This is a genomic window from Nocardiopsis kunsanensis DSM 44524, from assembly GCF_000340965.1.
GTDB lineage: Bacteria > Actinomycetota > Actinomycetes > Streptosporangiales > Streptosporangiaceae > Nocardiopsis > Nocardiopsis kunsanensis.
In genome coordinates, this window is the sequence record NZ_ANAY01000023.1 from 1 (window position 1) to 25,018 (window position 25,018).

Sequence of the window (25,018 nt, forward strand, 5' to 3'; positions counted from 1 at the left end):
GTCTCTCTCCACCCATGTTGTAACCGTGCGTGAGCAACGCTTACCCGGAAAGGCTCACTACCCCCATGACGACACCAACCGAATCAGGACCGACCGATCCCGTGCCGGAAGTGCCGGAGTGGTGGATCTTCCACGGAACGGGCCAGCCCCGTCCGCACCTGACCTGCCCACCCAGTTGCCGCCCCCACCCCAGTGGCGGACCTTCGGGGCGGCCCGATCGTTGCGAACCACCCCACGACGAGACCAGCGGACGCTACCTGGGACCGGCGCGGACCCGGGGTTTCGCCATCCCCTCGGGACCGGAGCGCAAGGATCTGCTCGACAAGGTCAACGCCGCCATCCACCTGCGTCGCCCCCTGCTGTTGGTGGTCCCGTCCGGGGTCGGCAAGTCCGGCCTGGCCCACCAGATCTCCCGCGAGCTGCGGCTGGGGCGTGTACTGCACCGGCCCGGCCCCGATCCCACCCGCCGACCCCCTCCGGCCTCCACCCGAGGTCGCCGGTTCTGCCTACCATGCTGCTCATGCGCATTCTCGTGGTGGAGGACGACGACCGGGTCGCACGCGGGCTGGTGACCGCACTGCGGTCGGCCTCGTTCGACGTCCAGCGGGTGGCCACCGCCGAACGCGCCCTCGAGGCTCCTCCCGCCGACGTCGTCCTGCTCGACCTCGGGCTGCCCGACGCCGACGGCATCGACCTGCTGCGACGGCTCCGCGACCGCCCCCGGACCGCGATCATCGCCGTCACCGCACGGGGCGAGGAAAGAGACCGGGTACGGGGACTGCGTGCCGGCGCCGACGACTACGTGGTCAAACCCTTCGGTGTGGCCGAACTCCTGGCCCGCGTCGATGCCGTCCTGCGCCGTACCCGCCCCGCCCGTGCCGAACCCGAGGAGGCCGAGCCGCCGGTGCGTGTGGGCGAGGTGGTCCTGCACCCCGATTCCCGGGAGGCGACCGTGTCCGGGGAACCCGTGCGTCTGACCCGCAAGGAGTTCGACCTGCTGGCCCTGCTCGCCGGACGCTCACCCTCGGTCGTGGCCCGCGACCAGATCCTCGACCAGGTGTGGGGCACTGTCTGGGAAGCCTCCTCACGCACCCTCGACACCCACGTCGCGTCGCTGCGCAACAAACTCGGCGGCTCGGTGCGCATCCGCACGCTGCGGGGCGTGGGCTACGTCCTCGACGGGGCCTGACCCGTGCTGAAGCGCCTGCTCGTCGTCCTCGTACCGTCCGCCGTGGTCCTGGTCATGGCGGTCCTGCTGCCGTTGGGCACGATGATCGCTCAGCAGCACACCCAGGACTCCTACGTCGACCGGACCGGCGACGCCGGACGGTTCGCCTCCCTGGCCCGGAGCGCTCTGGAAGCCGAACGGTTGGCCGCTCTGGACCAGGAACTCGAGCGTTACCACGACCTGTACCGGAGCCCCGTGATCGTCGTCGCCCCCGACGGTGGGGTCGTCACCGGGTCCGAGGACACCGAGCGTCTCACCGGTCTGCTCGACTCCCTGCCCCTGGAAGGACAGGTCCGTACCGCCCTGGCCGGGGAACGGCCCCCGCCGCCGAAGACCGTGTGGCCCTGGACCGACGACCCCCTCGTCGTCGTCGAACCCGTCGGCCGCGACAGCGAGGTCGCCGGCGCCGTCGTCCTGGTCTCGCCCACCGACCGTCTCGGCTCGGAGGTGCTCGAGGCCTGGGCCTGGACCGCTCTGGTCGCGCTGATGCCGTTGGCGTTGCTCGTGGCCGCGGCGCTGCCGCTGTCCAGGTGGGTGCTGCGCCCGATCCGGCGCCTGGACGAGGCCACCGAGGCGGTCTCGGCCGGCGACCTGGAGGTGAGCGTGGACGCAGAACGCGGGCCGCCGGAGCTGCGCGAGCTCACCTACTCCTTCAACACCATGGTCTCGGTGGTCCGAGGAGCCCTCGAACGCCAGCGCGCGTTCGTCTCCGAGGCCTCGCACCAGCTGCGGAACCCGTTGGCGAGCCTGCGTCTGGCGGTGGAGAACCTCGCGCCGCACCTGCGCACCGAGGACGCCCGCGAGGCCCACGCGATCGCCGTGGACGAGGCCACCGTCATGCACCGCATGCTCAACTCGCTGCTGGCCGCGACCCGGCTGGAGAGCATCACCGGTTCTGAGCCCGTGGACGTGCCCGAGGTCCTGGTCACCCGCGTCGAACGCTGGCGCGCCCTGGGCGGATCGCGCGGCATCGAGGTCGACACCGACGTCTCCGACGGGCTGCGCGCGCTCGCGCCCGCGGGCGGGCTCGGCAGCATCCTCGACGAGCTGGTCAGCAACGCGACCCGGCTCTCGGGCGGGACCCGGATCGTGGTGCGCGCCCGCGCGGGCGACCCCGTGCGCCTGTGGGTGCTCGACGACGGCCAGGGCCTGCCCGAGGACGAGCGCGAGCCCGCCCTGCACCGGTTCTGGCGCTCCACCCGCCACCAGAACACCGAGGGCACGGGGCTGGGCCTGGCCATCGTCGCCGACCTCGTGCGCGACAGCGGCGGCCGCCTCTCACTCACCGACGGCATCGGTGAGGGCGACCGCCCCGGCTTCGGTGTGCTCATCGAGCTCCCGCCGGCCTGAGGGGGCAGACGGTCGGCTGTAAGAACAGAGCGCTCAACCGCGCGAAGGCTCGGCCCCAGGGCAGGTGCACGGTGCAAGGTCTCCCCGGCCATAAGAAACCCGGACGCTCAGCCACGTGAAGGGCTGGGGCTCGCCCCTTCGTGTGGCTGAACAGGCCTCCTCAGCCCGCCTCCCTGGCCATCGCCCTCGCCGCGGCGCTCGTGCCGGCCGTGCACGCCCTGCGCCGCCCGCCGGTCGCCTGAGGGGACGGTGTGCGGGGCCGGGCGCGAGAAGAGCGCGCGTCCGGCCCCGCTACCTGTCGTGGCGTGCGGTGATGCCCTCCACGATCAGGTCGAGGACCTGGTCGAAGTAGGTGTGCTCGACGGCGAGCCCGTCCGGTTCCGACACCGCGGTGTCCAGCGCCGCCTCGTGCTCGTGCGAGGCATGCGCCTTCGTGGTCTGCATGGCGACGGCCGACGTGGCCGCGCCGATGATCTGATTCGAGACCGCCCGGATCGCAACGGCCTGTTGTTCCCCGTCGCCGAGCCCGTGGAGCGCGTCGACGATCCGGCGTCCCAGGGCGACCGCGTTCGGTCCGATGAGCGGGCGGGAACCGGCGAACTCCGCGGCCCAGGCGTGAGCGGTCAGGGCCGCGTAGTAGCGGCGGGCAGTCTCCCTGAGGGCGGTGTCCCAGGGTGCGTCCGGGGCCGGGAGGTCAGCGGCGGCCTCGGCCAGGATCCCGTCCACGGCCAGGTCGACGAGGTCCTCCCGCCGCTTGACGTACCAGTACAGGCTCGTCGCGTGCACGCCGAGCTCGGTCGCGACCTTGCGCATGGTCAGTGCCCGGGCACCGTCGCGGTCGAGCAGCGCGATGGTGCCCTCGACGATGCGTTCGCGGGTGAGGGAGGGCTGGGAACGGCGGCGTTCCGTTCGGTGGAAGACGCTGTCGAACTGCTGTGCGGATCCGGGGTCGCTCATGATCGCCAGCATAGGAACTCCTACGTTGTATGTTGCTCTCCAACAGTGTATGTTGGTGCCCATGATCAACGATCCCTCCATCCAGCGACCGCACTCCCCCTCTCCCGCACAGACCCCCGACCCCGCGCGCACGACCGCCGTGCACCCCCACGGACTCACCGCGTTCCTCGTGATCGCCTTCGCCTTCTCCTGGACCGCCTGGTGGGCCGCGCCCCACGTGATCGCCGCGGACAGCACGATGCCGTTCGTCGTCGCCGGAGGGTTCGGTCCGATGGTCGCCGCGGTCGTGGTCACCGCCGCCACGCAGGGCTGGGCCGGTGTCCGCGCCCTGTTCCGGCGGTACTCGATCGGCCGCAGGGGCGGCCCCGTGCCGTACCTGATCGGGTCCCTCGCCCTGGTCGCGATCGCAGCCACCGCGGCCCTGCCCGTGTACACGGGGAGCGTGCAGCTCGACGAGGCCGGGCTGCGGGCGGCTCTGGTGACCGTGCCCGTGCAGTTCCTGGTCATCGCCCTGGCCGGCGGAGGCAACGAGGAGCTCGGGTGGCGGGGCTTCGCCCAGCCCCGGCTGCAGGGGGCGCTCTCCCCACTCGGCGCGAACGTGGTCCTCGGCATCATCTGGGCCGTGTGGCACGCGCCCCTGTTCGTCCTGGCGGGCACGATACAGTCGCAGATGTCCTTCCCCGCCTACACCGTGCTCTGCGTCGGTCTGACGATCGTGCTCGCCCACGTCTTCAACTCCGCACGCGGCGGTGTGCTCGCCGCGGTGCTCGTCCACGCCGGGGTCAACGTCGTCTCGGGGCTGAAGGCGGTGGTCGTGCACGACCCGGCCGGGATCACCGAGGTCGCCCTCGTCCTCCTCGCCGCCGGCGTACTCGTGCTCGCCACCCGGGGACGTCTGGGCCTGCACTCCGCCTGACCCACCCTTCCCACCCCGGGGTCCGCCGCGCGGCGGACCCCCGACCCGTGTCCGCGCCAGGCCGGCTCAAGCGGGTTTGTTCCGGCGGTACCACTCGGCCGCGCCGGGGTGCAGGGGCACGACACCGGTGGAGATCCCGGTGCGCACGTTGATCTGCGCGGCCTCGGGCCGCTCCTCGGCGAGCGTGTCCGCGCCTCTGTACAGGATTCCGGTGATCCGTGCGACGAGCGGACCGGGCAGGCCGGTGCGGCACAGCAGCAGGTTGGGGACGGACATCGTGGGGCAGGCCGGCAACCCGACGTAGGTCGTGGCGGGGATGTTCGCCGGGAAGTAGGTGTCCGGGCGGAGCCCCGCCATGAGATCGGCGGTCCCGGACAGGTCGATCAACCGCACGTCGTGGTCCTCGGCCAGGCCGGCGACGGCGGGTGTGGGCAGCCCGGTCAGGGAGAACATCGCGTCGATCTCACCGTCCGCGAGCGCACGCGCCGAGGCGGCCTGGTCCAGGCGCACGGTATCGGCTTCGATGCCGGTCTCGTCGAGGACCTGCTCGACCGTGAACTCGGTCCCGGAGTTGACCTCGCCGATCGAGACCGGCCGTCCCGACAGGTCCTCGATGGAGCGCACCGGGGCCTCACCCGGGACGACCAGGTGCACGAAGCTGTCGTAGAGGCGTCCGACCGCGCTGATGCCGCTTCCCTCCGCAACCCCGGTGGAGAGCACGGAGTCGAGGTTGGCCAGCCCCAGCTGGGCTTCCGAGCCCTTCAGCAGAACCAGGTTGTCGTGCGAGGCGCCGGTCTCGACCGAAGTGACCTCGGTGCCGTCGAGTTCGTCGTCGAGCAGCATCGCGATCCGTGCCCCGATCTCCCGGTAGACCGCGCCGGGTGGGCCGGTGGCCACGACCAGCTCTCCGGTCCCCGGAACCGGATCACGTGTGCAGCCGCTCACCCCGACGGCGGCGGCACCGCCGACGAGGGTCAGGAGCGCGTCACGGCGCGTCGGTCCACTCAGGTGCATGGACGCAGCTTAGGCATGGTTTCCCGGAGAACCGGCCGGCGTGACGGAGGGCACGGAGGGTCCGGAACGGATCACCCGGGGTGGCGCAATGTCAGGGGAATCCCAAGTCTTCCCCGGTTGCGTTGCACACACCAGAACCGAGTAACCAGGATCACAGGGTCAGAAAGAGGTAACTCGAAGGAAACCGTCGGGAAACCGGCGGTTCGACTCGGGCCGCAGCAGGGGAGTACCGCGAACTCCCCCGTGACAGGAGGCTTCATGGCGACCCAGACCCGGGCCGAGGTGCCGGAGGCATCATCGTCCACCCAGGAGGGGCAGCCCAGCAACAGTGGTTGGACCCGCTCCAAGATCGTCGGGCTCGTTCTCGGCCCGCTGCTGGCCGCGACGGTGTACTTCCTGCTGCCCGAGATGCCCATGGAAATCGGGGACGGGGGGACCGCACCTTCCGCCAACGGCTCGGCGGTCGCGGCCGTCACGGCATGGATCGCGGTCTGGTGGGCCACCGAAGCCATCCCGATCCCGGCGACCTCCCTGCTCCCACTGGTGCTCTTCCCCGTCCTCCTCGACGGCGTCGCGGTGGGTGACGTCGCCCCCTCCTACGGCTCCGACACCATCTTCCTGTTCATGGGCGGGTTCATCCTCGCCCTGGCGATGCAGAAGTGGAACCTCCACAAGCGCATCGCACTGACGATCGTGTCCAAGGTCGGTTCCAACACGGCCGGGCTGGTCGGCGGTTTCATGATCGCCACCGGCTTCATCTCGATGTGGGTCTCCAACACGGCGACCGCCGTGATGATGCTGCCCGTCGGCCTGTCGGTGATCACCGTCATCGCACAGTTCCGCAACGGCCGCACCGACGCCAACTTCGCGACCGCCCTGATGCTCGGCATCGCCTACTCGGCCTCCATCGGCTCGGTGGCCACCCTCATCGGTACCCCACCGAACGTGCTCATGGTGGGCTACCTCAACGATGTCCACGGCATGTCCATCGGCTTCGGCCAGTGGATGCTGGTCGGCGTCCCGCTGGCGGTCGTGTTCCTGCTCGTCGCCTGGTTCGTGCTGGTCAAGCTCTGCTTCCGCCCCGAGGTCAAGAAGGTCGAGGGCGCCCAGGAGCTGATCCGTGACGAGCTGCAGAAGATGGGCCGCATGGGGCGCGGCGAGAAGCTCGTGCTGCTCGTGTTCGCCATTGCGGCCTTCTCCTGGATCTTCGTCCCGGTGCTGGCCGACACCGAACTGATCGGCGGCGCCCTGCCGTGGCTGGCCAGTATCGAGGACGCCGTGGTGGCCATGTACGTGGCCGTGGCCCTCTTCCTCATCCCGGTGGACCGCCACACCCGCCTCCTCGACTGGGACACCGCAGTCAAGTTGCCCTGGGGCATCCTCCTGCTCTTCGGCGGGGGCCTGGCCCTCTCCGCGCAGTTCACCGAGTCCGGCCTGAGCGAGTGGATCGGCAGCCAGGTCTCCGTGCTCGCCGGTGTGCCCACCTGGGTGCTCGTCCTCGCTGTCGCGGGGCTGGTCCTGGCCCTGACCGAGCTCACCAGCAACACCGCCACCGCGGCGACGTTCCTGCCCATCCTGGGTGGTGTCGCGGTCGGGATGGAGGTCGACCTCCTCGTCCTGATCGTCCCCGCGGTGCTGGCCGCCACCATGGCCTTCATGCTTCCGGTCGCCACCCCGCCCAACGCGATCGCCTTCGGCTCCGGCTACGTCAACATCGGGCAGATGCTCAAGGGCGGGGTCTGGCTCAACCTGGTCGCACTGGCCATGATCGTGGGCACCATGTACGGCCTCGTCGGCTGGGCCCTGGGTGTGAACGTCTGACCCCGGCCCCTGACACGCGGGTGCGGCGCCGCCGGACGGAGGATCCGGCGGCGCCTCTCCGTGCCCTCTCAGGTGTCGGGCCGGGAGTAGCCCGGGTGTTCCTTCCCGGCCTGCTCGTCGAGCTCCACGACCAGGTCGTCGAAGCGGGTCTCCTCCGCCTGCGGGGCACCGGTCAGGTATCCCGCGCGGGCCATGGCCGATCCGCCCACGGCGCTCGTGGCCAACTGGATGACCAGGGCCAGGCCGACCTTGAGCGCGTTGCCCACCGACGGCTGTTGCACCAGTAGCCCGATCAGGATCAGCGCCGGGCCGAACGCACCGGAGATCGTCACGCCGTTCAGGCGCGAGTACAGGTCCGGCAGCCGCAGCAGGCCGATCGCCCCGACCAGGAAGGCCAGGGCACCGGCGAGGATGAGCACGTCGCCGGCGATCTGGGTGGGGGTCATCTTTTCCCTCCTGCGGTCAGGCGGGCCAGGGAGATCGCGGCGAGGAAACCCACGAGGGTGCAGACCACCACGATGTCCACCAGCAGTGCGGTTCCCAGCCGGATGCCGAGGATCGCGACCAACGCCACGAACCCGTAGAAGACCATGTCCGACCCCGAACCCCTGTCGGCCCCGCTCGGGCCGCGCAGGACCCGATAGGTCGCGATGATCATGGAGACGACCACTGCGGCCAGGGCGATGTCGATGATGCTCATCGGCGCTGCCCCCTCTCGCCCCGTTCCAGATCCTGTGGCCGGGGCGGGGCCCCCTCGAGCCGGGTCGCCCGCAGCAGGCGGTCCTCCATCCCGTGCACGTAACGCAGGGTCGAACCGTGGCTCTCGGTGTACATCGAGTACACCCACACCGTGGCCGGGTCCTGCCGGGCAGCCACGGTCAGAGAACCCGGTGTGAGTGAGACCAGGTTGGCCAGCATCGAGATCTCGAAGTCGGAGCGGCACCGCAGCGGTACCTCCACGAAGGCCGGCGAGATCCGGCTGCCGGGGGTGAGGATCTCCCACCCCACGCGCAGCGACCCCGTGAGGAGGTCGTAGGCCAGATAGACGGGCATCCAGAGAATGCCCAGGATCCGGTTCAGTACGTTCTTGGCCCTCATCCCAACACCGCCTCGACGTAGGTGGACGTGTCCAGGAGGTTGGCGGCCGCCGTGGAACCCAGGTCCAGCAGGACGGCCGCTCCCAGGCCGATGCCCGAGGTCGTGGCGGCCAACACCACGCAGGGCGCCAGCATCGCCGCGGGGACCTCCGGACGGACGAGCACAGGTGTGGAGCCTGCCTCCGTGTGCGGTCCGTGCACAGGACGGTCGGCCTCCTCGGGGGCCACGCCCCAGAAGACACCGCCCCAGATCTTGAGCATCGACATCAGCGTGACGAGGCTGACCGCCACCGCGACCACCGCGACGACCCACTCACCGGCCTGGAAGGCAGCCGCCACCAGTGCCAGCTTCGCGACGAACCCGGAGAAGGGGGGTATCCCGGCCAGCGAGAGGGCGGCCACCATGAAGGCGATCGCCAACAGGGGCTCACGTGCGGCGATACCGCCGAGTCGGTCGAGCGCCCCCGTCCCGTGGGCCTTCTCGATCGCACCGGTCGACAGGAACAGCGACGCCTTCACGATCATGTGGTGGACGAGGTAGAAGATGCCCGCCGTCAGACCGAGCTCGGTGAACAGGGCCACGCCCAGCAGGATGTAGCCGATCTGGCTGATCATGTGGAAGACCAGGATCGATCGTGTTGTCTCCTCCCCGACCGCGGCGAGTACCCCCACCACCATGGTCGCGCCGAAGACGACGACGCCGATCCACAGGTAGGTGGAGTCGCCGTCGAAGACGACCGCGTACAGGCGGTAGATCGCGTAGATGGCGATCTTGGTGTGCAGGCCGGAGAACAGCGCCGTGACCGCGGGCGAGGTGCTCGGATAGGTACGGGCCAGCCAACCGTGCACGGGCACGACCGCCGACTTCACCGACAGGGCCAGGAGCACCACGCCCATGCCGACGGCGACCATGGACGAGTCCGCAGCCGCCCCGGCGAGCCGGCCCAGGTTCACCGTGCCGGCGGCACCGTAGACCAGTGCCACGCCGGCGAGGAAGACCGTCGAGGTCAGAAGATTCAGTGTCACGTAGACGCGGCCGGAGCGCAGACGGCGCAGGGAGCCGAGCATGGCCAGCAGCCCGTACGCGGGGAGCAGCATGACCTCGATGAACACGAACATGTTGAACAGATCGCCGGTCATCAGTGCGCCCGCCACGCCTGCGGACAACACCAGCACCAGCGGGCAGAAGTAGGACGTCCGGTCGTCGCCCACGGCGATGGCGAAGGCCGCACACACCAGCACCAGCAGGGACGTCGTCCACAGCATCAGTGCGCTGAAGGCGTCCACGAGGAACGGGACGGCTATGCCGTCCGGCCACAGGGCCACGTTGTGGGACAGAACGGTACCGTCCCTGGTGATCCACAGCAGGACGGTGCTCGCCACGAGGGTGCCTGCGCTGGGAGCCAGGAGGAGCACACGGTTCAGCCACGGAGGGAGTCCGGCCAGAGCCAGGAGCCCCGCGGCCGACAACGGCACGGCGACCATGAGGGGGAGGAGCGCTGCGCTCATGAGAGGTCCTCGGTGTCGTCGTCACTGCCGGTGGCGGCGAGGGTGAGCATGTAGACCGTGATCGAGAAGGCGATGACGATCGCCGTCAGGACGAAGGCCTGCGGGAGAGGGTCGGACACCACGTCGGCGGGGTTGTAGCCGATCAGGGGCTGGGCCCTGCGGAAGACCCCTCCGGCCGACATGAGCATCAGGTTGACCGCGTGCCCCAACATGACGAAACCCAGGATGATCCGGACCAGGCCCCGTTGGAGCATCAGGAAGACCGCTCCGAAGACCAGGACGCCGATCGTGAGGGCCAGAGTCATCGTGTACCTCCGTTCGGGACGGTGCCGAGCGGGTCCTCGGGGTGGTCCCCCGAACCCTCTTCGGGCGCGTTCGTGGGGGGTTGGTCCGGTGTGGGCGCCATGAGGCCCAGGGTCGAGTCACCGGGCCTGGACTCCTCGAGCCCGAGCTGGTTGAGGGCGGTGAGGACGACGCCGACCACCGCCAGGTAGACCCCGGCCTCGAAGATCAACGCGGTCGTCAGGTGGAAGGACCCGCCCCACGGGAGGGAGACCCCGGTGTGCAGCGGCTTGACGAAGGAACCGTCGACGTAGCCGAGGACCCCGGAGGAGAGCGCGACGAGTATCCCGGCCCCGATGATCTTCGGGTAGGCGAGCTTGATCCGGGCCACGGAAGCGCTGGGGGCGGCCAGGTAGACCAGGGCGAACCCGGCGCCGGCGACCAGACCGCCGACGAACCCGCCGCCGACGTCGGTGTGGCCGCGCACCGTGAGGTAGACCGACCAGACCACGATCAGCGGCAGCAGCACGTGGCTGATCGCACGCATGATCAGCGTGTTGTCGTCCGCGTCGTAGGCGGCACTGCGCCGGCTGACCACGACCCAGCGGGAGCCGTGCGAGGGCAGCAGGCCACTGGAGTTGAGCACCGCGATGATGATGAGCCCGGACACACCCAGGACGATGAGTTCGCCCAGGGTGTCCAAGGCGCGGTAGTCGACGAGGATCGTGTTGACGACGTTGGTGCCGCCGGTGTCCTCCTCGGAGTGGTCCAGGAAGTACTGGCCGGGTCCGGAGATGTCGCGGCGCCCGGTCAGGAAGTAGGTCCCCAGCGCCGCAGAAACACCTGCAGCCGCCGCGATCAGCGCGGTCAGCACCGTGCGCGAGCGCGGAGCCCGGTGGAACCGCCTGGGGAGACGGCGCAACACCAGGGCCGCGACGACCACGGTCAGGATCTCCACGACGAGCTGGGTGAGGGCCACGTCGTAGGCTCCGAGGAGGAAAAGCCACAGCGCGGTGGTGAACCCGGCGACACCGACCATGACGAGGCAGGCCATGCGCGATCCGGTCATGACGGCGCCGACGACGGCGACGGTGGCCAACACGACGAGCGGCCAGTCCAGGGGATGTGTGGTGCCGCCGTACTGGTCGGGCACCTCGATACCGGCCCCGGCAGCCACACCGGCCATCGCGGTCAGCACCAGGACGGGCATGACCAGGTGGCGGGTGGGAGAATCGGAGCGTGTGAGGTCGCCGACGCGTCGTCCGAGCCCGACCAATCCCTCGTGGAGGAACTCGAAGACCGTGGGGCCGTTCACCGGGAACAGGGTTCGCCCGGCCATGCGCTCGCCGGAGGCCGTCCACCGGATCAGGAGTGCACCGAACCCGATGGCGGCCAACGACATGAACAGGTCGACCGAGAACCCGTGCCACAGGGACAGCCCGGCCGGATAGTACGTACCGGTGGTGTCGGCGGCCCCTCGCTCCCCGAGCCGGTTCAGCACGGGCACGGCCGGTCCCAGAACGAGCCCGGCGACCCCGGCCACGGCGGGGCCGGCGAGGAAACCCGGCCCGGCCTCGTGCACGTCGGTACTGCCACGGGGCGTGCCCCAGAACGTGCCGTAGGCGAACCGGAACGAATAGGCGAAGGTGAAGACCGACGCCAGGACCGCCGCCGTGGCCGCCGACGGTCCGACCCACATCGGTCCGGGCGCCTCCAACAGGCCCTTGAAGATGTTCTCCTTGGTCACAAAACCCAGAAGCGGTGGAACGCCCGCCATGGACAGTGCCGCCAGGGCGGTCACGCCGGCCGAGACCGGCATGCGGCGGGCCAGACCGCCGAGCTCACGCAGGTCGCGGGTCTCGGCCTGGTGGTCGATGACACCGACCACCATGAACAGCGCGGACTTGAAGAGCGCGTGCGCGAGTGTGTGCACGGTCGCCGCGATGAGCGCGGCCTCCTTGCCCACACCGATCACCGCGACGAGCAGGCCGAGCTGGCTGACGGTGGAGTAGGCGGCCAGGAGTTTGAGGTCGTGCTGCTGCAGGGCGAAGACCGCGCCGACGACCGCCGTGATCAGGCCGACGGTGATCAGAGCCGCGTTCCACACGGCGAGGTCGGAGAAGGCAGGGGTGAAGCGCATCAGGAGGTAGATACCGGCCTTGACCATCGCCGCGGCGTGCAGGTAGGCGCTGACCGGGGTGCTGGCGGCCATGGCGTCGGGCAGCCAGTAGTGGAACGGGAACTGCGCCGACTTGGTGAAGGCGGCCGCGGCGACCAGCAGGGCGATGGTGGTGGCGAAGGCCGGGTCCTGGGACCACACCGGATCGGCGAGGATCTCACTCAACCGGGTCGTCCCCACCCGCAGAACCATGAGGACGACCGCGGTCAGCAGCGCGAGCCCGCCCAGCGCGGTGATGAGGAAGGTGCGCACGGCCGGACGGTCGGCCCCTGGTCCGGACAGGCCGATGAGGTAGAAGGACGTGATGGTCGTGAGCTCCCAGAACACGTAGAGCAGCACGACGTCGTCGGCCAGCACCAGCCCCGTCATCGCGAACGCGAACAGGGTCATCAGGAGGTAGAAGCCCAGTCGGCGCCCGGGTGGGAAGTACCGGGTGGAGTAGGCCATGATCAGTCCGCCCACACCGGTGATCAGCAGGGTGAACAACCAACCGACGCCGTCCATGCGCAGGCTCAGCCCGACACCGATCTGCGGCATCCACGGCAGGGTGAACCCGGGGGTGTGCCCGTCGGCGAGCACGCTCGGGGCCAGGGCCAGCACGACCCCCGCCAGGGCCAGCAGGACACCCGCGAACAGCCATCCCGCGTGGCGCCCGAGGGCCCGGTCGGCCAGGGGCGTACCGATCACGGCGGCGGCGAGGACCAGAAGCAGTATCAGCAGTACCACGTCACCGTCATTTCACAATGAAGGGTCTCCACCTAGTACTCCAGTTGTAGATCCGGTTTGCTCTGGACTGAAACCATTTGTCTGAGATGGCAGCACGGCAAGCCGCTGATCTGGGGGTTCACCGGACACACAGACGGCCACCGCGTGATCATCGATGGTTGTGAAGACAACGAAGAACCTGGCGGTGGCCGCTGAACTCAGCGTAGCGGCCCAGCGCTGGCCACACCGGCTGAACGAAATGATCCACACCGTCTCCCCCAGCCTGGCCCGCCCTGAGACCCGCCACACAGCCGGCGAGCTCATCCGCGGCCTGCTCGCCCCACTGGTCCGCAAGAACTGCTGGAGCCTGGCCGAACACGCCGGCCACCCCAGCCCCTACCGCTTCCAACACCTGCTGGCACGGGCCTCGGTGGACGAAGAAGGCCTGATCGCCGACTTGCATACCTACGCCTGCACCCACCTGGGAGAACAGGATGCGGTCCTGGTCGTGGACGAGACCGGCGACCTGAAGAAAGGCACCACAACCGTCGGTGTCCAACGCCAGTACACCGGCACTGCCGGGCGTATCGAGAACGCCCAGGTGGCGGTCTATCTCGCCTATGCCACCGGCGCAGGGCACGCCCTGATCGATCACCGCCTCTACCTGCCCCGGGCCTGGACCGAGGATCCCCAGCGCCTCCACTCGGCCGGGGTCCCTGACCATGTGGATTTCGCAACCAAACCCGCACTGGCCCAGCAGATGATCACCGCAGCCCGGACCAACGGCACACCAGCGGCGTGGGTGGCCGCCGACGAGGTCTACGGCCAAAATCCCCCTCTGCGCCAAGCCTTGGAGCAACAGCGGATCGGTTACGTGATGGCCGTGCCGCGCACCGAGCGCATCCTGCTACCCCGCGGGCCGGCCACTGTCGGTGAGCTGGCGGTACTTCTGCCCCGCCAGGCCTGGCAGAAGCGCTCGGCCGGTAGCGGCGCCAAAGGCCAACGTTTCTACGAGTGGGCCCTCATCGAGGCCGAGCCCTGCCCCGACGGGCGCCGGTGGGTCTTGATACGCCGCAACCGCACCAGCGGTGAGCTGGCCTTCTATCGGTGCTACGCATCTCAGGTGGTACCTCTTCACCGTTTGGTGGCTGTTGCTGGACGCCGGTGGGTGGTCGAGGAAGGCTTCCAGCAGGGCAAGGGCTTGGCCGGACTGGACGAACACCAGGTCAGGACGTGGACTTCCTGGCACCGGTGGAGCCTGTTTTCGATGCTGGCCTATGCGTTTGTGGCGGCCATGGCCGCCGCCGAGGGCCGCAAACAGACCCCGCCTTCGAGTGCTTTGGTCGCGTTGACCTGCAATGAGATCGCTCATCTACTCAACGCTCTGTTCGCCGCAGAGACCGATACCGAGCACGTGCTGGGCTGGTCACTGTTCAGACGCTCGCACCAAGCCATCGCCCGCCAGTGCCATTACCGCAGACAGGCCATCCGAGAACCATGACAAACCGGATCTACAACTGGAGTACTAGGCGACACAGCGCCCGGGAGAGACCCGGTGTACACGGCAGTACCAACTCTTTGAATTTGTCATTTATTTTTGTTGGGGTCCGTGCCCGGAAAGGACGGGCGTGGTGCCCGGTCCTGGTTGCGTATCAGCGCTGCGGGGGATTCCGGTGGCCAGAAGGCGCTGGTCGAGTGCTCGTGGCGGCGCCGCCGGAAGGCGGTCGAATGGTCGCTGCGTCGGCGACCGTATCAATGGATGACCGTGTATTGACACTCCGGAGGGGGATTGGTGGGAAACCGCACGGCCCCTTCAGGGGATGTTTGGTCCGGTCTTTCCCGGAAATAAGAACCCCCTTGCCGTCCGTCGGTGGACGACAAGGGGGCAGTCGTGCCGCCAGGGCTTCGCGCCCGGCTCTCTCAGGCCTTTCCGTCCTCGCCCGGGTCGTTCTCCGAACCCTCCGTGGAGGGCTCTCGGCCGACCTTCTCGAGGTCGTCGAAAAGGGTCGCCGAGCTCGTCCCGGTCCCGGCCAGGTACCCGGCCCGCGCCATCGCGTTGCCGCCGATCGCGGCCGTTGCGAGCTGGATCAGCAGAGCCAGCGCGATCTTCCAGGCGTTCTCCAGCGTCGGGTAGTCCAGGAAAAGCCCCAGGAAGACGAGCGCGGGTGCGAGCCCGCCGGCGATCGTGACGCCGCTGAGCCGTGCGTAGAAGTCGCGCAGGCGCAACAGCCCGAACGCTCCGGCCAAGAACACCAGGGAACCGGCGATCATGCACGCCAGACTGGCGATCTCCAACGGTGTCATCGTTTACCTCCGGAGATCAGTCGGGCGACGGACAGGGCGGAGAGGAAACCGACCAGAGCGCACACCAGCACGATGTCCACGACGAGGTCGGTGCCGAGACGGAAACCGAGCAGGGCGATCAGGCCCACGAAACCGTAGAAGACCACATCCGCCCCGGCCCCGCGGTCGGCGCTGGAGGGGCCGATCAAGATCCTGTACGCGGCGACGGCCATGCCCAGGACGATGGCCACGATCCCGATGTCGATGGGCTGCATCAGCGTTCACCCCGCTCTGTGCTCTCCGCTGTGGTCGGACGGGACGGTACACCGGCGCGGGGACGTGTCACGGCCAGCAGGTGGTCCTCCATGGTGTGGATGTCGGCGCGGAAGGAGGCCCGGTCGTCGACGTAGAGGCTGTGCACCCACAGGGTGACGGGACTGTCCTCGCCGACCGCCACCGTCACGGTTCCGGGCGTCAGCGAGATCATGTTGGCGAGCATGGTCGTCTCGAAATCGGTACGGCAACGCGTCGGGACCTCGACGAAGGCGGGGGTCGACGAGCTTCCGCGGGTCAGGGCGTCGTAGAGGACCACGAAGGTGGTCTTGACGACCTCGAACCCGAAGTAGAACGGAAAACGGAGGGTGCGTAGCACCCAGAGCAGATAGGTCATCAGCCGAGCACCGCCTCGATGTAACCGGAGGTGTCCAAGAGGCCCTGGGCCGCTTCGGTGCTCAGAGCCAGCAGGACCTGGGCACCGAGCCCGATGCACAGGGTCGTCGCGGTCAGGATCAGGCCGGGCACGAGCACCATCGGCCGTACACGGGTAGTGGTCACGGTGGTGGAGCCGTCCGGGTCCGAGGTTGCTCCGGCGTCCTCGTGCTCGGTCTCACGCGCGGGGTCCTTGCCCCAGAACACGCCGCCCCAGATCTTGAGCATCGACATGAGCGTGATGATGCTGACCACGATCATGATCACTGCGGCCGTCCACTGCTGTGCGTCGACCGCACCGATGACCAAGCTCAACTTGGCGACGAAGCCGGAGAAGGGCGGAAGCCCGGCCAAGGACAGCGCCGCGCCCATGAAGATCAGCCCCAGAAGGGGTTGGCGTTGGGCGATCCCGCCGAGTTCGTTCAGAGCACCGGTTCCGTACGTGTGCTCGATGGCGCCCGTGGAGAGGAACAGCGACGCCTTCACGATCATGTGGTGGACGAGGTAGAAGATGCCCGCCATGAGGCCGATCTCGGTGAAGAGCGCGACCCCGAACAGGATGTAGCCGATCTGGCTGATCATGTGGAAGACCAGGATCGACCGGGTGGTGTCCTCGCCCACCGCGCCCAGGACGCCGATGAGCATCGTGGCGCTGAAGGCCACCACGCCGATCCACAGGTAGGTGGAGTCGCCGTCGAAGACCAGCGCGTACAGGCGGTAGATCGCGTAGATGGCCACCTTGGTGTGCAGACCGGAGAAGAGCGCGGTGACCGCGGGAGAGGCCCGCGGGTAGGTCCGGGCCAGCCACCCGTGTACGGGCACGACGGCCGCCTTGATGCTCAGCGCCAGGATCACCACGCCCATACCGACGGCGACCATGGGCGACTCGGAGGCCGCACCGGCCAGTTCGCCCATGTGCACCGTTCCGGCGGTGCCGTAGACCAGCGCGACACCGGCGAGGAAGATCGTCGAGGTCAGCAGGTTGACGGTGACGTAGATCCGCCCTGCCCTGAGGCGCCCGAAGGCACCCATCATCGCCAGCAACCCGTAGGAGGGCAGCAGCATGACCTCGATGAACACGAAGAGGTTGAAGATGTCCCCGGTGAGCAGCGCACCGGACACACCTGCGTACAGGACCAGTACCAGCGAGGGGAAGAACGGGCTCCGATCGTCGTGGACCGCCGCGGCGAAGGCCGAGGTCACCAGCACCAGCAGGGAGGTCGTCCACAGCATGAGTGCGGTGAAGGTGTCGGCGACGAACGGGATGGAGATCCCGTCCGGCCACAGACCGACGTTGTGGGCGAAGATCTGTCCGTCCCGGGTCTGCCAGAGCAGGAAGGAGGAGGCCGCCAGACCCAGACCGCTGGGCACCATCATCAGGGTGCTGCGGGCCCGCATCGGTGGGGTGAACACGGCCATGAGCCCGGCCACGGCCAGTGGCACCCCCACGAAAAGGGGCAGGAGCGCGGGGTTCATGAGACGTCCTCGGTGTCGTCGTCGCTACCGGAGGCGGCGAGGGTGAGCATGTAGATGACGATGGAGAAGGCGATCACGATGGCGGTGAGCACGAACGCCTGCGGCAACGGATCGGCCGCCCAGTCGGGCGGGTTGATGCCGAGCAGGGGTTGATCACGGCGGAAGACACCGCCGGCCGACATGATCAGCAGGTTCACGGCGTGGCCGACGAGCAGCAGCCCGAGGACGATGCGGACCATGCCGCGCTGGAGCATCAGGTAGACGCCTCCGGCGACCATGATGGCGATGGTGACAGCGAGGGTCATCGGGCACCTCCGGTGGTGGTCGTGTCCACGCCGGCGGCCGTGGCTCCACTGCCCTCGGAGGAGGGAGCCGTCTCGTCCGCGTTCCCGCCCCCGGACGTTCCGGGGGGCGACGGCGGTGGTGCTGCGCGGTCCGTCCCGTCGCCGCTCTCGAGGCCCAACTCGTTCAGGGCGGCCAACAGCACGCCCACAACGACGAGATAGACCCCGACGTCGAAGATCAGCGCGGTGGTGAAGTGGAAGTACTCCCCGCCGGGCAGCGGGATCTCGGCGTGCAGAGGCAGGAGGAACGAACCCTCGAGGAAGCCGAGCAGACCCGTTCCCAGGGCGACGAGGACGCCGCTGCCGATGATCGTCGGGTAAGCCAGGCGGATACGCGCGGCCGCGTCACTGGACGCGGCGAGATAGGTCAGCGCGAACGCCGACCCCCCGACGAGGCCGCCGATGAAGCCGCCACCGGGCTCGTTGTGTCCGCGAACCAGGAGGTACAGCGACCAGACGACGAGGATCGGCAGCAGGTACTTGGCGACCGTGCGCATGAGCACGGTGTTCGGTACCGCCTCGAAGACCGGGTTGGTGACCGGCACGGACGGCTTCCGCGCCTGGTGCACGGGAAGCAGGTCGGTGCTCCTGAGCACCGCGATGATGATGAGCCCGGCCACACCCAGGACGACGAGCTCCCCGAGGGTGTCGAAGGCGCGGTAGTCGACGAGGATCGTGTTGACGACGTTGGTGCCGCCGGTGTCCTCCGGCGCATTGTCGAGGAAGTAGCTCGCGGCCGAGGACAGCTCCCGCCGCCCGGTGAGCGCGAACGCGGCCACACCGGCCACCGAGCCGGCTGCGATCGCGATGACGGCCGTCAGGGCCGACCTCTTGCGGGTGACCGGATGGAAACGCCGGGGCAGACGCCGCAGCACCAGCACCGCCACGACGACGGTGAGCACCTCGACGAGCAACTGGGTCAGGGCGACGTCGAACGCACCCAGGAAGAACAGCCACAGAGCCGTGGTGAACCCGGCCACGCCGATCAGGGCGAGAGCGGCCAGGCGGGAGCGGGTGAGCACGGCACCCAGGACGGCCACCCCCATGAGCCCCACCAGGAGCCAGTCCAGAGGTCGGCTGGTCTGGCCGGCGGGGGCGGGAATGTCGATGCCGAGCCACAGAACCGCCGTGGCGAGGACGAGGACCACCACGACCGGCGTACCCAGGTGGAAGGCGACCGTGTCGGTGCGGGTCAGGTCGCCGACCCTGCGTCCGGTACTGATCAGCGCGCTGTGGATCCGCTCGAAGACCGAGGGACCGTCGACCGGGAGCAGCGCCCGACCGGCGTAGGAATCACCGGAGGCGGTGCGCCACACCAGCAGCGCGCCCAGGCCGATGGCCAGGGCCGACATCGCCAGCTCGGGGTTGAAGCCGTGCCACAGCAGCAGGTGGGCCTCGGCAGCGGTACCGGTGGTGTCCTGTGAGACCCCGTTGACGAGGGGGTCCAGGACCGGAACGGCCAGTCCCAGGACCAACCCGCCGAGTGCCGAGAGGGAGGCCGGGCCCCAGAAGGCCACGGGGGCCTCGTGCACGTCCTCCTGTTCGGCCCGGCGCTTGCCGCGGGGTTCACCGAAGAACGCGCTGTGCACGAAGCGGAAGGAGTAGGCGAAGGTGAACGCGGCCGCGCCCACGGCCACCGCCCCGGCGAGCACACCGGCCCAAGGACCGCCCGGAGCACCCAGGAGCCCGGCGAAAAGGTACTCCTTGCTGACGAAGCCCAGCAGCGGCGGGATACCCGCCATGGACAGCGAGGCCAGGGTCGCGATCCCCGCGGTGACGGGCATGCGGCGGGCCAGGCCGCCCAGGTCGCGCAGGTCGCGGGTCCCGGCTTCGTGGTCGACCAGACCGACCACCATGAACAACGCCGACTTGAACAGCGCGTGCGCCACGGTGTGTGCGGCCGCCGCCACCAGGGCCTCCGGGGTCCCGATGCCGATCACGGCGATGAGGAAACCGAGCTGGCTGACGGTGGAGTAGGCGGCCAGGCGTTTGAGATCGTGCTGCTGCAGGGCGAAGACCGCGCCGACGACCGCCGTGATCAGCCCGAAGGCGATGAGCGCGGTGTTCCACACGAGCACCTCGCCGAAGGCGGGTGTGAACCGCATGGCCAGGTAGATGCCGGCCTTGACCATCGCCGCGGCGTGCAGGTAGGCGCTGACCGGGGTGCTGGCGGCCATGGCGTCGGGCAGCCAGTAGTGGAACGGGAACTGCGCCGACTTGGTGAAGACCGCGCCCACGACCAGGAACGCGACCAGTGCGGTGAACGACGTGTCCTGGGTCCAGCTCTGGTCGGCCAGGATCGTGCTGAGCTGTGTGGTGCCTGTGCGGACCACCAGCAGCACCACCGCGCCCAGCAGGGCGAGCCCGCCCAGCGCGGTGATGAGGAAGGTGCGGATGGCCGGTCGGCTCGCTCCCGGGCCCGAGAGCCCGATGAGGTAGAAGGACGTGATGGTCGTGAGCTCCCAGAACACGTAGAGCAGCACGACGTCGTCGGCCAGCACCAGCCCCGTCATCGCGAACGCGAACAGGGTCATCAGGAGGTAGAAGCCCAGTCGGCGCCCGGGTGGGAAGTACCGGGTGGAGTAGGCCATGATCAGCGCACCGACACCCGTGACCAGCAGGGTGAACATCCACCCCAGGGCGTCCATGCGCAGATGGAACTCCACGCCGATCTGCGGCATCCAGGGCACGGAATAGGTCAGGGCCTCACCGGAACCGAGGACCTGGGGTGCTTGGGCGGCGATCAGAGCGGTCAGTGCGGCCAGCACTGCCGCGGCGAACCAGCCGGTGTTGCGTCCGAGGACGCGTTCCACCAGTGGAATGCTCAGCACCGTCACCGCGAGCACCAGGATCGAAGTCAGCAGCAGCACGCTACTGTCCTTTCACGACTTGTCGCCTCTCCTCCAGTCGACACAGCGATCCCGCGGGCGGCGGATACGCGTAGGAGCAGGGGAGAGGATCGAGGAGAGCCTGGGATCGCAGAGCCGCAGCGCCACCTGCGCACGGGTGTGCGGTGGCGGGGGCGGCCCTCGGTCAGCGGCGTCCCGGCGGGCACGCGGCGAGTTCGCCGTGCGCGTTGGTGCCCCAAGAGGTGGTGTAGCCGTTGGTGCCGAGCGGTAGGCAATGGCCGACCGGGCATTTCTCGGCCTCGGCGAAGCGGCAGCGCCGCGTGGTGTCGGCGGCGCGGGGGGAGCGGGAAGAAGCGGGTACCCGGTGCCTGTCGTGGCTGCGTGTGGCGACCATGGTCCCTCCTCTCCCGGGCCGCGTGTACGTCGTCGGAACTCTACCAACCGCTCGAGACCGAACGAAGCGGACATCACGCCTGGTCCGGGGCGCATGCCCCCAGTGGCCAGAGACCGATCTCCATGGGAAGATCGACGATTGTGATGAGTGAGAGGGTGTCCCGAGGGACGCATATCTACCGCACGCCCTCCGGCGAGGAGAGGATCCGGGCCTGGTGCGAGGAGCGTCTTGCCACCTGGCCCGAACTCGAACGTCTCCCTGCAGTGGAGACCGCTCTGGGTACCACGCGTGCTTTCCTTGCTCCCGGCGGTGAGCGCACCCCTGTGGTGATGCTGCCGGGGACCAACTTCAATACCGCCACCAACGTCGACATCCTACGGGTACTGGCCGCTGACCGGCCGGTCATCAGTGTGGACCCGCCCGGACAGCCGGGGATGAGCGGCCCCATGCGCCCCCGTGGCGACCGGACGGCAGTCTACGGCGCTTGGTTCGGTGAACTCCTGCCCCAGCTCGTGGCCGAACCGGTGATCGTGCTCGGCCACGCCCTGGGTGCGGCGATGGTTCTGGACTCCGCCCCCTCACCCCTGGTCTCAGGGCTGATGCTGGTCGACCCGGCCGGGCTCTCGGCCGCAGGCGCCGGGGGCGAACTCATGCGTGCGGTGCTGCCGTGGATGATCGGCCCGCGCGACAGCAAGAGCGCCCGCGTGCTCAACCTGCTGCACGGTGAGGACCACCGGATCGACGCCTCCGACCCCATGGCACGCTGGTGGACACTCGTGGGCACCCACTGCCGTTACGTGCTGTCCCCGCCGCCCCTGGAGATGGAGTCCCTGCGTCCGTGGCACGACACCCCCACGGTGCTGGCGACCGGATCCGAGGACGTGCTCTACTCACCGTCCCGCCTGTACGGCCCCGCTCTGCGCCTGTTGAACGCCGAGGTCGTGGAACTGGAGGGGGCCGGGCACCTGTCCCCCTACGAACAGCCCGAACGCATCGCCGAGCTCCTCGGCCGCCTGGACCGGTAACGGTGCTCCGGAGCGCGGGCGTGCCCGGCAGGGGCCCGTGCGACTCGGGTGTGCCCGGCGAGGGCCTGCTCAGTAGTAGACCGCGAGCGGCCCCTTCGGCCCCTCGATGACGGTCACCGGGGTGTCGAACACCCGGGTGAGAACCTCGTCGGTGAGGATCTCGTCCGGTGTACCGAACTCGACGGCGGCCCCGTCCTTGACCGCACAGATCCGGTCGGCGTAGTGACCGGCGAAGTTGATGTCGTGGAGCACGATCACGATGGTGCGTTCCAGCTCCTCGGCCGCGCGGCGCAGGTGCTGCATCATCTGCACCGAATGGCGCATGTCGAGGTTGTTGAGCGGTTCGTCCAGCAGGATGTACTCGGTGTCCTGGGAGAGCACCATCGCGACGTAGGCGCGTTGGCGCTGACCGCCCGAGAGCTGGTCGAGGTAGCGGTCCTCGAGGTCGCCCAGGCCCAGGAAGTCGATCGCCCGACTGACGACCTCCTCGTCGTCGGCGGTCAACCGGCCCTTGGAGTGGGGGAAGCGCCCGAAGGCGACCAGCTGGCGCACGGTCAGCCTGGTGACGAAGTGGTTCTCCTGGCGCAGGATCGAGACGATCTTGGCCAGGTCCTTCGAGTCGGTCCGGGCCACGTCGTAACCGGCGATCTCGATCACCCCGGAGTCGAGGCCCAGGAGCCGGCCCGCCATGGTCAGCAGGGTCGACTTCCCGGCACCGTTCGGGCCCACCAGCGCGGTCACCCCGCCCTTGGGGATCTTCAGGTCGACGGGGCCGATCACGACGTCGCTGTTGTAGTCCTTGCGCACACCTGTGAGCGTGATCACAGACGCCCCTTTCTGAGGATGACGATCAGGAACACCACGCCGCCGACCATCTCGATGATGATCGAGACCACGCCCTGGGCGTAGAAGATGTTCCGCATGACGAAGTACGCCCCGCTGAGTACGACGAAACAGGTCAGAGCCGAGAGCGGCAGCACGTACCGGTGGTCGTGGGTGTCGGCGAACTGGTAGGCGAGGGTGGCCACGAGAAAGCCCAGGAAGGTCATCGGTCCGATGAGCGCTGTCGAGACCGCCATGAGGATCGAGACCAGGAGCAGCACCCTGATGGTCTCGCGGCGGTGGTCCAGCCCCAGGCCTGTACTCGCGTCGCGTCCGAGCGCGACGATGTTGAGACGCCGGGAACTCGCCAGCAGCAGACCCGAGGCGACCAGACACAGCGGGATCGCGACCGGCAGGTAGGAGGAGTCGGCGTTGGCGATGTTGCCGAACAGCCGCGCCGCGAGCACGTCGAACTCACTCGGGGTGAGCAGGCGCTGCATGAAGGTGGAGACCGAGGCGAGTCCGCCACCGATGACGATCCCGATCAGCAGCATGACCTGCAGGTTCGCGTACTTTCCGGACAGGAGCCACCCGTACAGCACCATCGCGAAGCCGACCATGACCACGATCTGGAGGGTGAACTGCGGGAGCCCCTGGAGAGCCACGACCCCTGCGGCACCGATGAAGTACACCCCTGCGGTCTGCACCGCGACGTAGAGCGCTTCGAACCCCATGATCGACGGGGTGATGATGCGGTTGTTGGTCACGGTCTGAAAGCTCACCGTGGCGATGGACTGGCAGATCGCGACCACGGCCATGACCACCAGGTTCGTGGAGCGCATCTCTGCGATGCGCCAGAAACCCTCCGAACCGATCGGCATCGGGTTGTCCCAGGCCAGGAGGCCGAACCCGAAGCCGGCGGCGAGCACGGCCAGGATCCCGACGACCGTCCAGTAGCGGATGCGGTTGCGCCTGGTGGGCAGGCTGCGGGACGAGCGCACGGGCCGCGTGGCGGTCGGTGTGCTCCGTTGGGAAGAAGAAGTGGTCGTCTCAGCCACGGCGGCGCTGCCTCAACAGGAGAAGGACGAATACGACGGCCCCGACGATCCCGAGGACGAGGGACACGGGAACCTCGAAGGGCATGATGACGGTCCGGCCGATCAGGTCGCAGACCGTGACGATGCCGACGCCGAGCAGGCACACCCACGGCAGGTTGCTGCGCAGGTCGTCACCGCGGAACATCGAGACGACGTTGGGGACGATGAGCCCGAGGAAGGGCAGATTGCCCACGACCACGGTCACCACACCCGTCGCGATCGCGATCAGGCCGGTACCCACCAGGATGATCCGGTTGTAGTTCAGCCCGACGTTGGTCGAGATCTCCTCACCGAGCCCGGCGACGGTGAACCGGTCGGCGATGAGGAACACCGCGACGGCCACCAGCGCAACGATCCACAGCATTTCGTACTGGCCCCGCAGTACGGAGGTGAAACTGCCGGCGAACCACACACCGAGGTTCTGCAGCATGTCGGTCTGCAATGCGACGAAGGTCGAGACCGAGCTGACGACGGCACCCAGCATGATGCCGATGATCGGGACGATGAGCGAGGAGCGCAGGGTGACCCGGCGCAGGAAGAGGAAGAACACCATCGTGCCGATGAACGCGGCCACGACCGCGCCGACCATGCGGGTGGTGAGGCTCGCCCCGGGGACCAGGAGCATCACAGTGAGCAGCCCGAGGCCGGCCCATTCGGTGGTTCCGGTGGTCGTCGGCTCGACGAAGCGGTTCTGCGTCAGCAACTGCATCACCAACCCCGACATCGCCATCGCGGCCCCGGCCAGGACCAGGGCGATGGTGCGCGGGATGCGGGTGATGGCGAACATCTCGTCGCCGTCCTCGGCACCGAAGACGTCGTAGACGCCGACGAACAGGGAGAGCACCAGCAGCGCACCCACGACGGCGATGCCGACGAGGAGTTTCCCGTCGAAGAGCCGCCCCTTGTTCCGGGCGCGCGGGGTTCGGGTCACTGCCGCCATGCCGGGGCCTCTCGTGCATGCG

The 25,018-nt window shown here is 68.8% G+C and carries 25 protein-coding genes; 7 read left to right on the top strand and 18 right to left on the bottom strand.

The genetic code is table 11. The annotated features are described in order from the left end of the window. Positions 1 to 65: 65 nt before the first annotated feature. Genes D456_RS25735 through D456_RS0115625 form a run of 3 tightly spaced genes read left to right on the top strand, consistent with a single transcriptional unit; the run spans position 66 to position 2,578 of the window. Positions 66 to 572, top strand: coding sequence for a hypothetical protein (locus tag D456_RS25735; protein ID WP_193373841.1), 507 nt, complete (start codon positions 66 to 68; stop codon positions 570 to 572). Further along, positions 512 to 1,189, top strand: coding sequence for a response regulator transcription factor (locus D456_RS0115620; protein WP_017577123.1), 678 nt, complete (start codon positions 512 to 514; stop codon positions 1,187 to 1,189). Before D456_RS25735 ends, D456_RS0115620 begins: the two co-directional genes overlap by 61 nt. A gap of 3 nt (positions 1,190 to 1,192) precedes the next feature. Further along, on the top strand, positions 1,193 to 2,578 hold the full coding sequence (locus D456_RS0115625) for a sensor histidine kinase (protein ID WP_017577124.1): 1,386 nt from the start codon (positions 1,193 to 1,195) through the stop codon (positions 2,576 to 2,578). Positions 2,579 to 2,869: 291 nt separating this feature from the next. Here D456_RS0115625 and D456_RS0115630 read toward each other — a convergent pair whose 3' ends face one another. Then, positions 2,870 to 3,547, bottom strand: a complete 678-nt coding sequence (locus D456_RS0115630) for a TetR/AcrR family transcriptional regulator (protein ID WP_017577125.1) — start codon at positions 3,545 to 3,547, stop codon at positions 2,870 to 2,872. Positions 3,548 to 3,584: 37 nt separating this feature from the next. Here D456_RS0115630 and D456_RS0115635 point away from each other — a divergent pair, with 37 nt between their 5' ends. Continuing rightward, the gene (locus tag D456_RS0115635; protein WP_017577126.1) at positions 3,585 to 4,451 is read left to right on the top strand and encodes a CPBP family intramembrane glutamic endopeptidase; all 867 of its coding nucleotides are present in this window, start codon (positions 3,585 to 3,587) and stop codon (positions 4,449 to 4,451) included. Positions 4,452 to 4,517: 66 nt separating this feature from the next. Here D456_RS0115635 and D456_RS0115640 read toward each other — a convergent pair whose 3' ends face one another. Further along, positions 4,518 to 5,465 carry a TAXI family TRAP transporter solute-binding subunit gene (locus D456_RS0115640; RefSeq protein WP_017577127.1) on the bottom strand — a complete coding sequence of 316 codons (948 nt, stop codon included), beginning with the start codon at positions 5,463 to 5,465 and terminating at the stop codon, positions 4,518 to 4,520. Positions 5,466 to 5,723: 258 nt separating this feature from the next. Here D456_RS0115640 and D456_RS0115645 point away from each other — a divergent pair, with 258 nt between their 5' ends. After that, complete coding sequence (locus tag D456_RS0115645) at positions 5,724 to 7,286, top strand: SLC13 family permease (protein ID WP_017577128.1); 1,563 nt, start codon at positions 5,724 to 5,726, stop codon at positions 7,284 to 7,286. Positions 7,287 to 7,354: 68 nt separating this feature from the next. Here the strand turns inward: D456_RS0115645 and mnhG are convergent, their stop codons facing one another. Genes mnhG through D456_RS0115675 form a run of 6 tightly spaced genes read right to left on the bottom strand, consistent with a single transcriptional unit; the run spans position 7,355 to position 13,079 of the window. Continuing rightward, positions 7,355 to 7,732 (bottom strand): monovalent cation/H(+) antiporter subunit G, encoded by a 378-nt coding sequence (gene mnhG, locus D456_RS0115650; RefSeq protein ID WP_017577129.1) that lies wholly within the window; start codon positions 7,730 to 7,732, stop codon positions 7,355 to 7,357. After that, positions 7,729 to 7,986 carry a monovalent cation/H+ antiporter complex subunit F gene (locus D456_RS0115655; RefSeq protein ID WP_017577130.1) on the bottom strand — a complete coding sequence of 86 codons (258 nt, stop codon included), beginning with the start codon at positions 7,984 to 7,986 and terminating at the stop codon, positions 7,729 to 7,731. The genes mnhG and D456_RS0115655 overlap by 4 nt, the downstream gene beginning before the upstream one ends. After that, the gene (locus D456_RS0115660) at positions 7,983 to 8,384 is read right to left on the bottom strand and encodes a Na+/H+ antiporter subunit E (RefSeq protein WP_017577131.1); all 402 of its coding nucleotides are present in this window, start codon (positions 8,382 to 8,384) and stop codon (positions 7,983 to 7,985) included. The genes D456_RS0115655 and D456_RS0115660 overlap by 4 nt, the downstream gene beginning before the upstream one ends. Beyond that, on the bottom strand, positions 8,381 to 9,892 hold the full coding sequence (locus tag D456_RS0115665) for a monovalent cation/H+ antiporter subunit D family protein (RefSeq protein WP_017577132.1): 1,512 nt from the start codon (positions 9,890 to 9,892) through the stop codon (positions 8,381 to 8,383). The genes D456_RS0115660 and D456_RS0115665 overlap by 4 nt, the downstream gene beginning before the upstream one ends. Next, positions 9,889 to 10,197, bottom strand: a complete 309-nt coding sequence (locus D456_RS0115670; RefSeq protein ID WP_017577133.1) for a sodium:proton antiporter — start codon at positions 10,195 to 10,197, stop codon at positions 9,889 to 9,891. The genes D456_RS0115665 and D456_RS0115670 overlap by 4 nt, the downstream gene beginning before the upstream one ends. Beyond that, complete coding sequence (locus D456_RS0115675; protein WP_017577134.1) at positions 10,194 to 13,079, bottom strand: DUF4040 family protein; 2,886 nt, start codon at positions 13,077 to 13,079, stop codon at positions 10,194 to 10,196. Before D456_RS0115675 ends, D456_RS0115670 begins: the two co-directional genes overlap by 4 nt. A 184-nt stretch (positions 13,080 to 13,263) precedes the next feature. On the opposite strand from D456_RS0115675, the gene D456_RS0115680 reads away from it, so the two are divergent. Then, positions 13,264 to 14,559 (top strand): IS701 family transposase, encoded by a 1,296-nt coding sequence (locus D456_RS0115680; RefSeq protein ID WP_040699454.1) that lies wholly within the window; start codon positions 13,264 to 13,266, stop codon positions 14,557 to 14,559. 419 nt (positions 14,560 to 14,978) lie between these two features. Here the strand turns inward: D456_RS0115680 and D456_RS0115685 are convergent, their stop codons facing one another. The 7 genes from D456_RS0115685 to D456_RS0115715 form a co-directional block, all read right to left on the bottom strand. Continuing rightward, entirely contained in the window at positions 14,979 to 15,362 is a 384-nt protein-coding gene (locus D456_RS0115685; RefSeq protein ID WP_017577136.1) for a cation:proton antiporter, read from the bottom strand. Next, on the bottom strand, positions 15,359 to 15,616 hold the full coding sequence (locus tag D456_RS0115690) for a monovalent cation/H+ antiporter complex subunit F (protein WP_017577137.1): 258 nt from the start codon (positions 15,614 to 15,616) through the stop codon (positions 15,359 to 15,361). Before D456_RS0115690 ends, D456_RS0115685 begins: the two co-directional genes overlap by 4 nt. After that, a complete protein-coding gene (locus D456_RS0115695; protein ID WP_017577138.1) occupies positions 15,616 to 16,011 on the bottom strand; it encodes a Na+/H+ antiporter subunit E in 396 nt (131 codons plus the stop codon). Before D456_RS0115695 ends, D456_RS0115690 begins: the two co-directional genes overlap by 1 nt. Beyond that, the gene (locus tag D456_RS0115700) at positions 16,011 to 17,525 is read right to left on the bottom strand and encodes a monovalent cation/H+ antiporter subunit D family protein (RefSeq protein WP_017577139.1); all 1,515 of its coding nucleotides are present in this window, start codon (positions 17,523 to 17,525) and stop codon (positions 16,011 to 16,013) included. Before D456_RS0115700 ends, D456_RS0115695 begins: the two co-directional genes overlap by 1 nt. Then, positions 17,522 to 17,830: a sodium:proton antiporter gene (locus tag D456_RS0115705; RefSeq protein ID WP_017577140.1), complete on the bottom strand. Its 309-nt coding sequence runs from the start codon at positions 17,828 to 17,830 to the stop codon at positions 17,522 to 17,524. The genes D456_RS0115700 and D456_RS0115705 overlap by 4 nt, the downstream gene beginning before the upstream one ends. Further along, positions 17,827 to 20,739: a DUF4040 family protein gene (locus D456_RS0115710; RefSeq protein ID WP_017577141.1), complete on the bottom strand. Its 2,913-nt coding sequence runs from the start codon at positions 20,737 to 20,739 to the stop codon at positions 17,827 to 17,829. The genes D456_RS0115705 and D456_RS0115710 overlap by 4 nt, the downstream gene beginning before the upstream one ends. A gap of 163 nt (positions 20,740 to 20,902) precedes the next feature. Further along, complete coding sequence (locus D456_RS0115715; RefSeq protein ID WP_017577142.1) at positions 20,903 to 21,112, bottom strand: hypothetical protein; 210 nt, start codon at positions 21,110 to 21,112, stop codon at positions 20,903 to 20,905. A 143-nt stretch (positions 21,113 to 21,255) separates the two neighbouring features. Between D456_RS0115715 and D456_RS0115720 the strand changes: the two genes are divergently transcribed. After that, positions 21,256 to 22,137: an alpha/beta fold hydrolase gene (locus D456_RS0115720; RefSeq protein ID WP_026115924.1), complete on the top strand. Its 882-nt coding sequence runs from the start codon at positions 21,256 to 21,258 to the stop codon at positions 22,135 to 22,137. A gap of 69 nt (positions 22,138 to 22,206) precedes the next feature. Here the strand turns inward: D456_RS0115720 and D456_RS0115725 are convergent, their stop codons facing one another. The 3 genes from D456_RS0115725 to D456_RS0115735 are packed head-to-tail and all read right to left on the bottom strand — an operon-like array spanning position 22,207 to position 24,996. Further along, positions 22,207 to 22,962, bottom strand: coding sequence for an iron ABC transporter ATP-binding protein (locus D456_RS0115725; RefSeq protein WP_017577144.1), 756 nt, complete (start codon positions 22,960 to 22,962; stop codon positions 22,207 to 22,209). Beyond that, positions 22,959 to 23,960, bottom strand: coding sequence for an iron chelate uptake ABC transporter family permease subunit (locus tag D456_RS0115730; RefSeq protein ID WP_017577145.1), 1,002 nt, complete (start codon positions 23,958 to 23,960; stop codon positions 22,959 to 22,961). The genes D456_RS0115725 and D456_RS0115730 overlap by 4 nt, the downstream gene beginning before the upstream one ends. A 49-nt stretch (positions 23,961 to 24,009) precedes the next feature. Then, complete coding sequence (locus D456_RS0115735) at positions 24,010 to 24,996, bottom strand: ABC transporter permease (RefSeq protein WP_017577146.1); 987 nt, start codon at positions 24,994 to 24,996, stop codon at positions 24,010 to 24,012. Positions 24,997 to 25,018 lie beyond the last annotated feature (22 nt).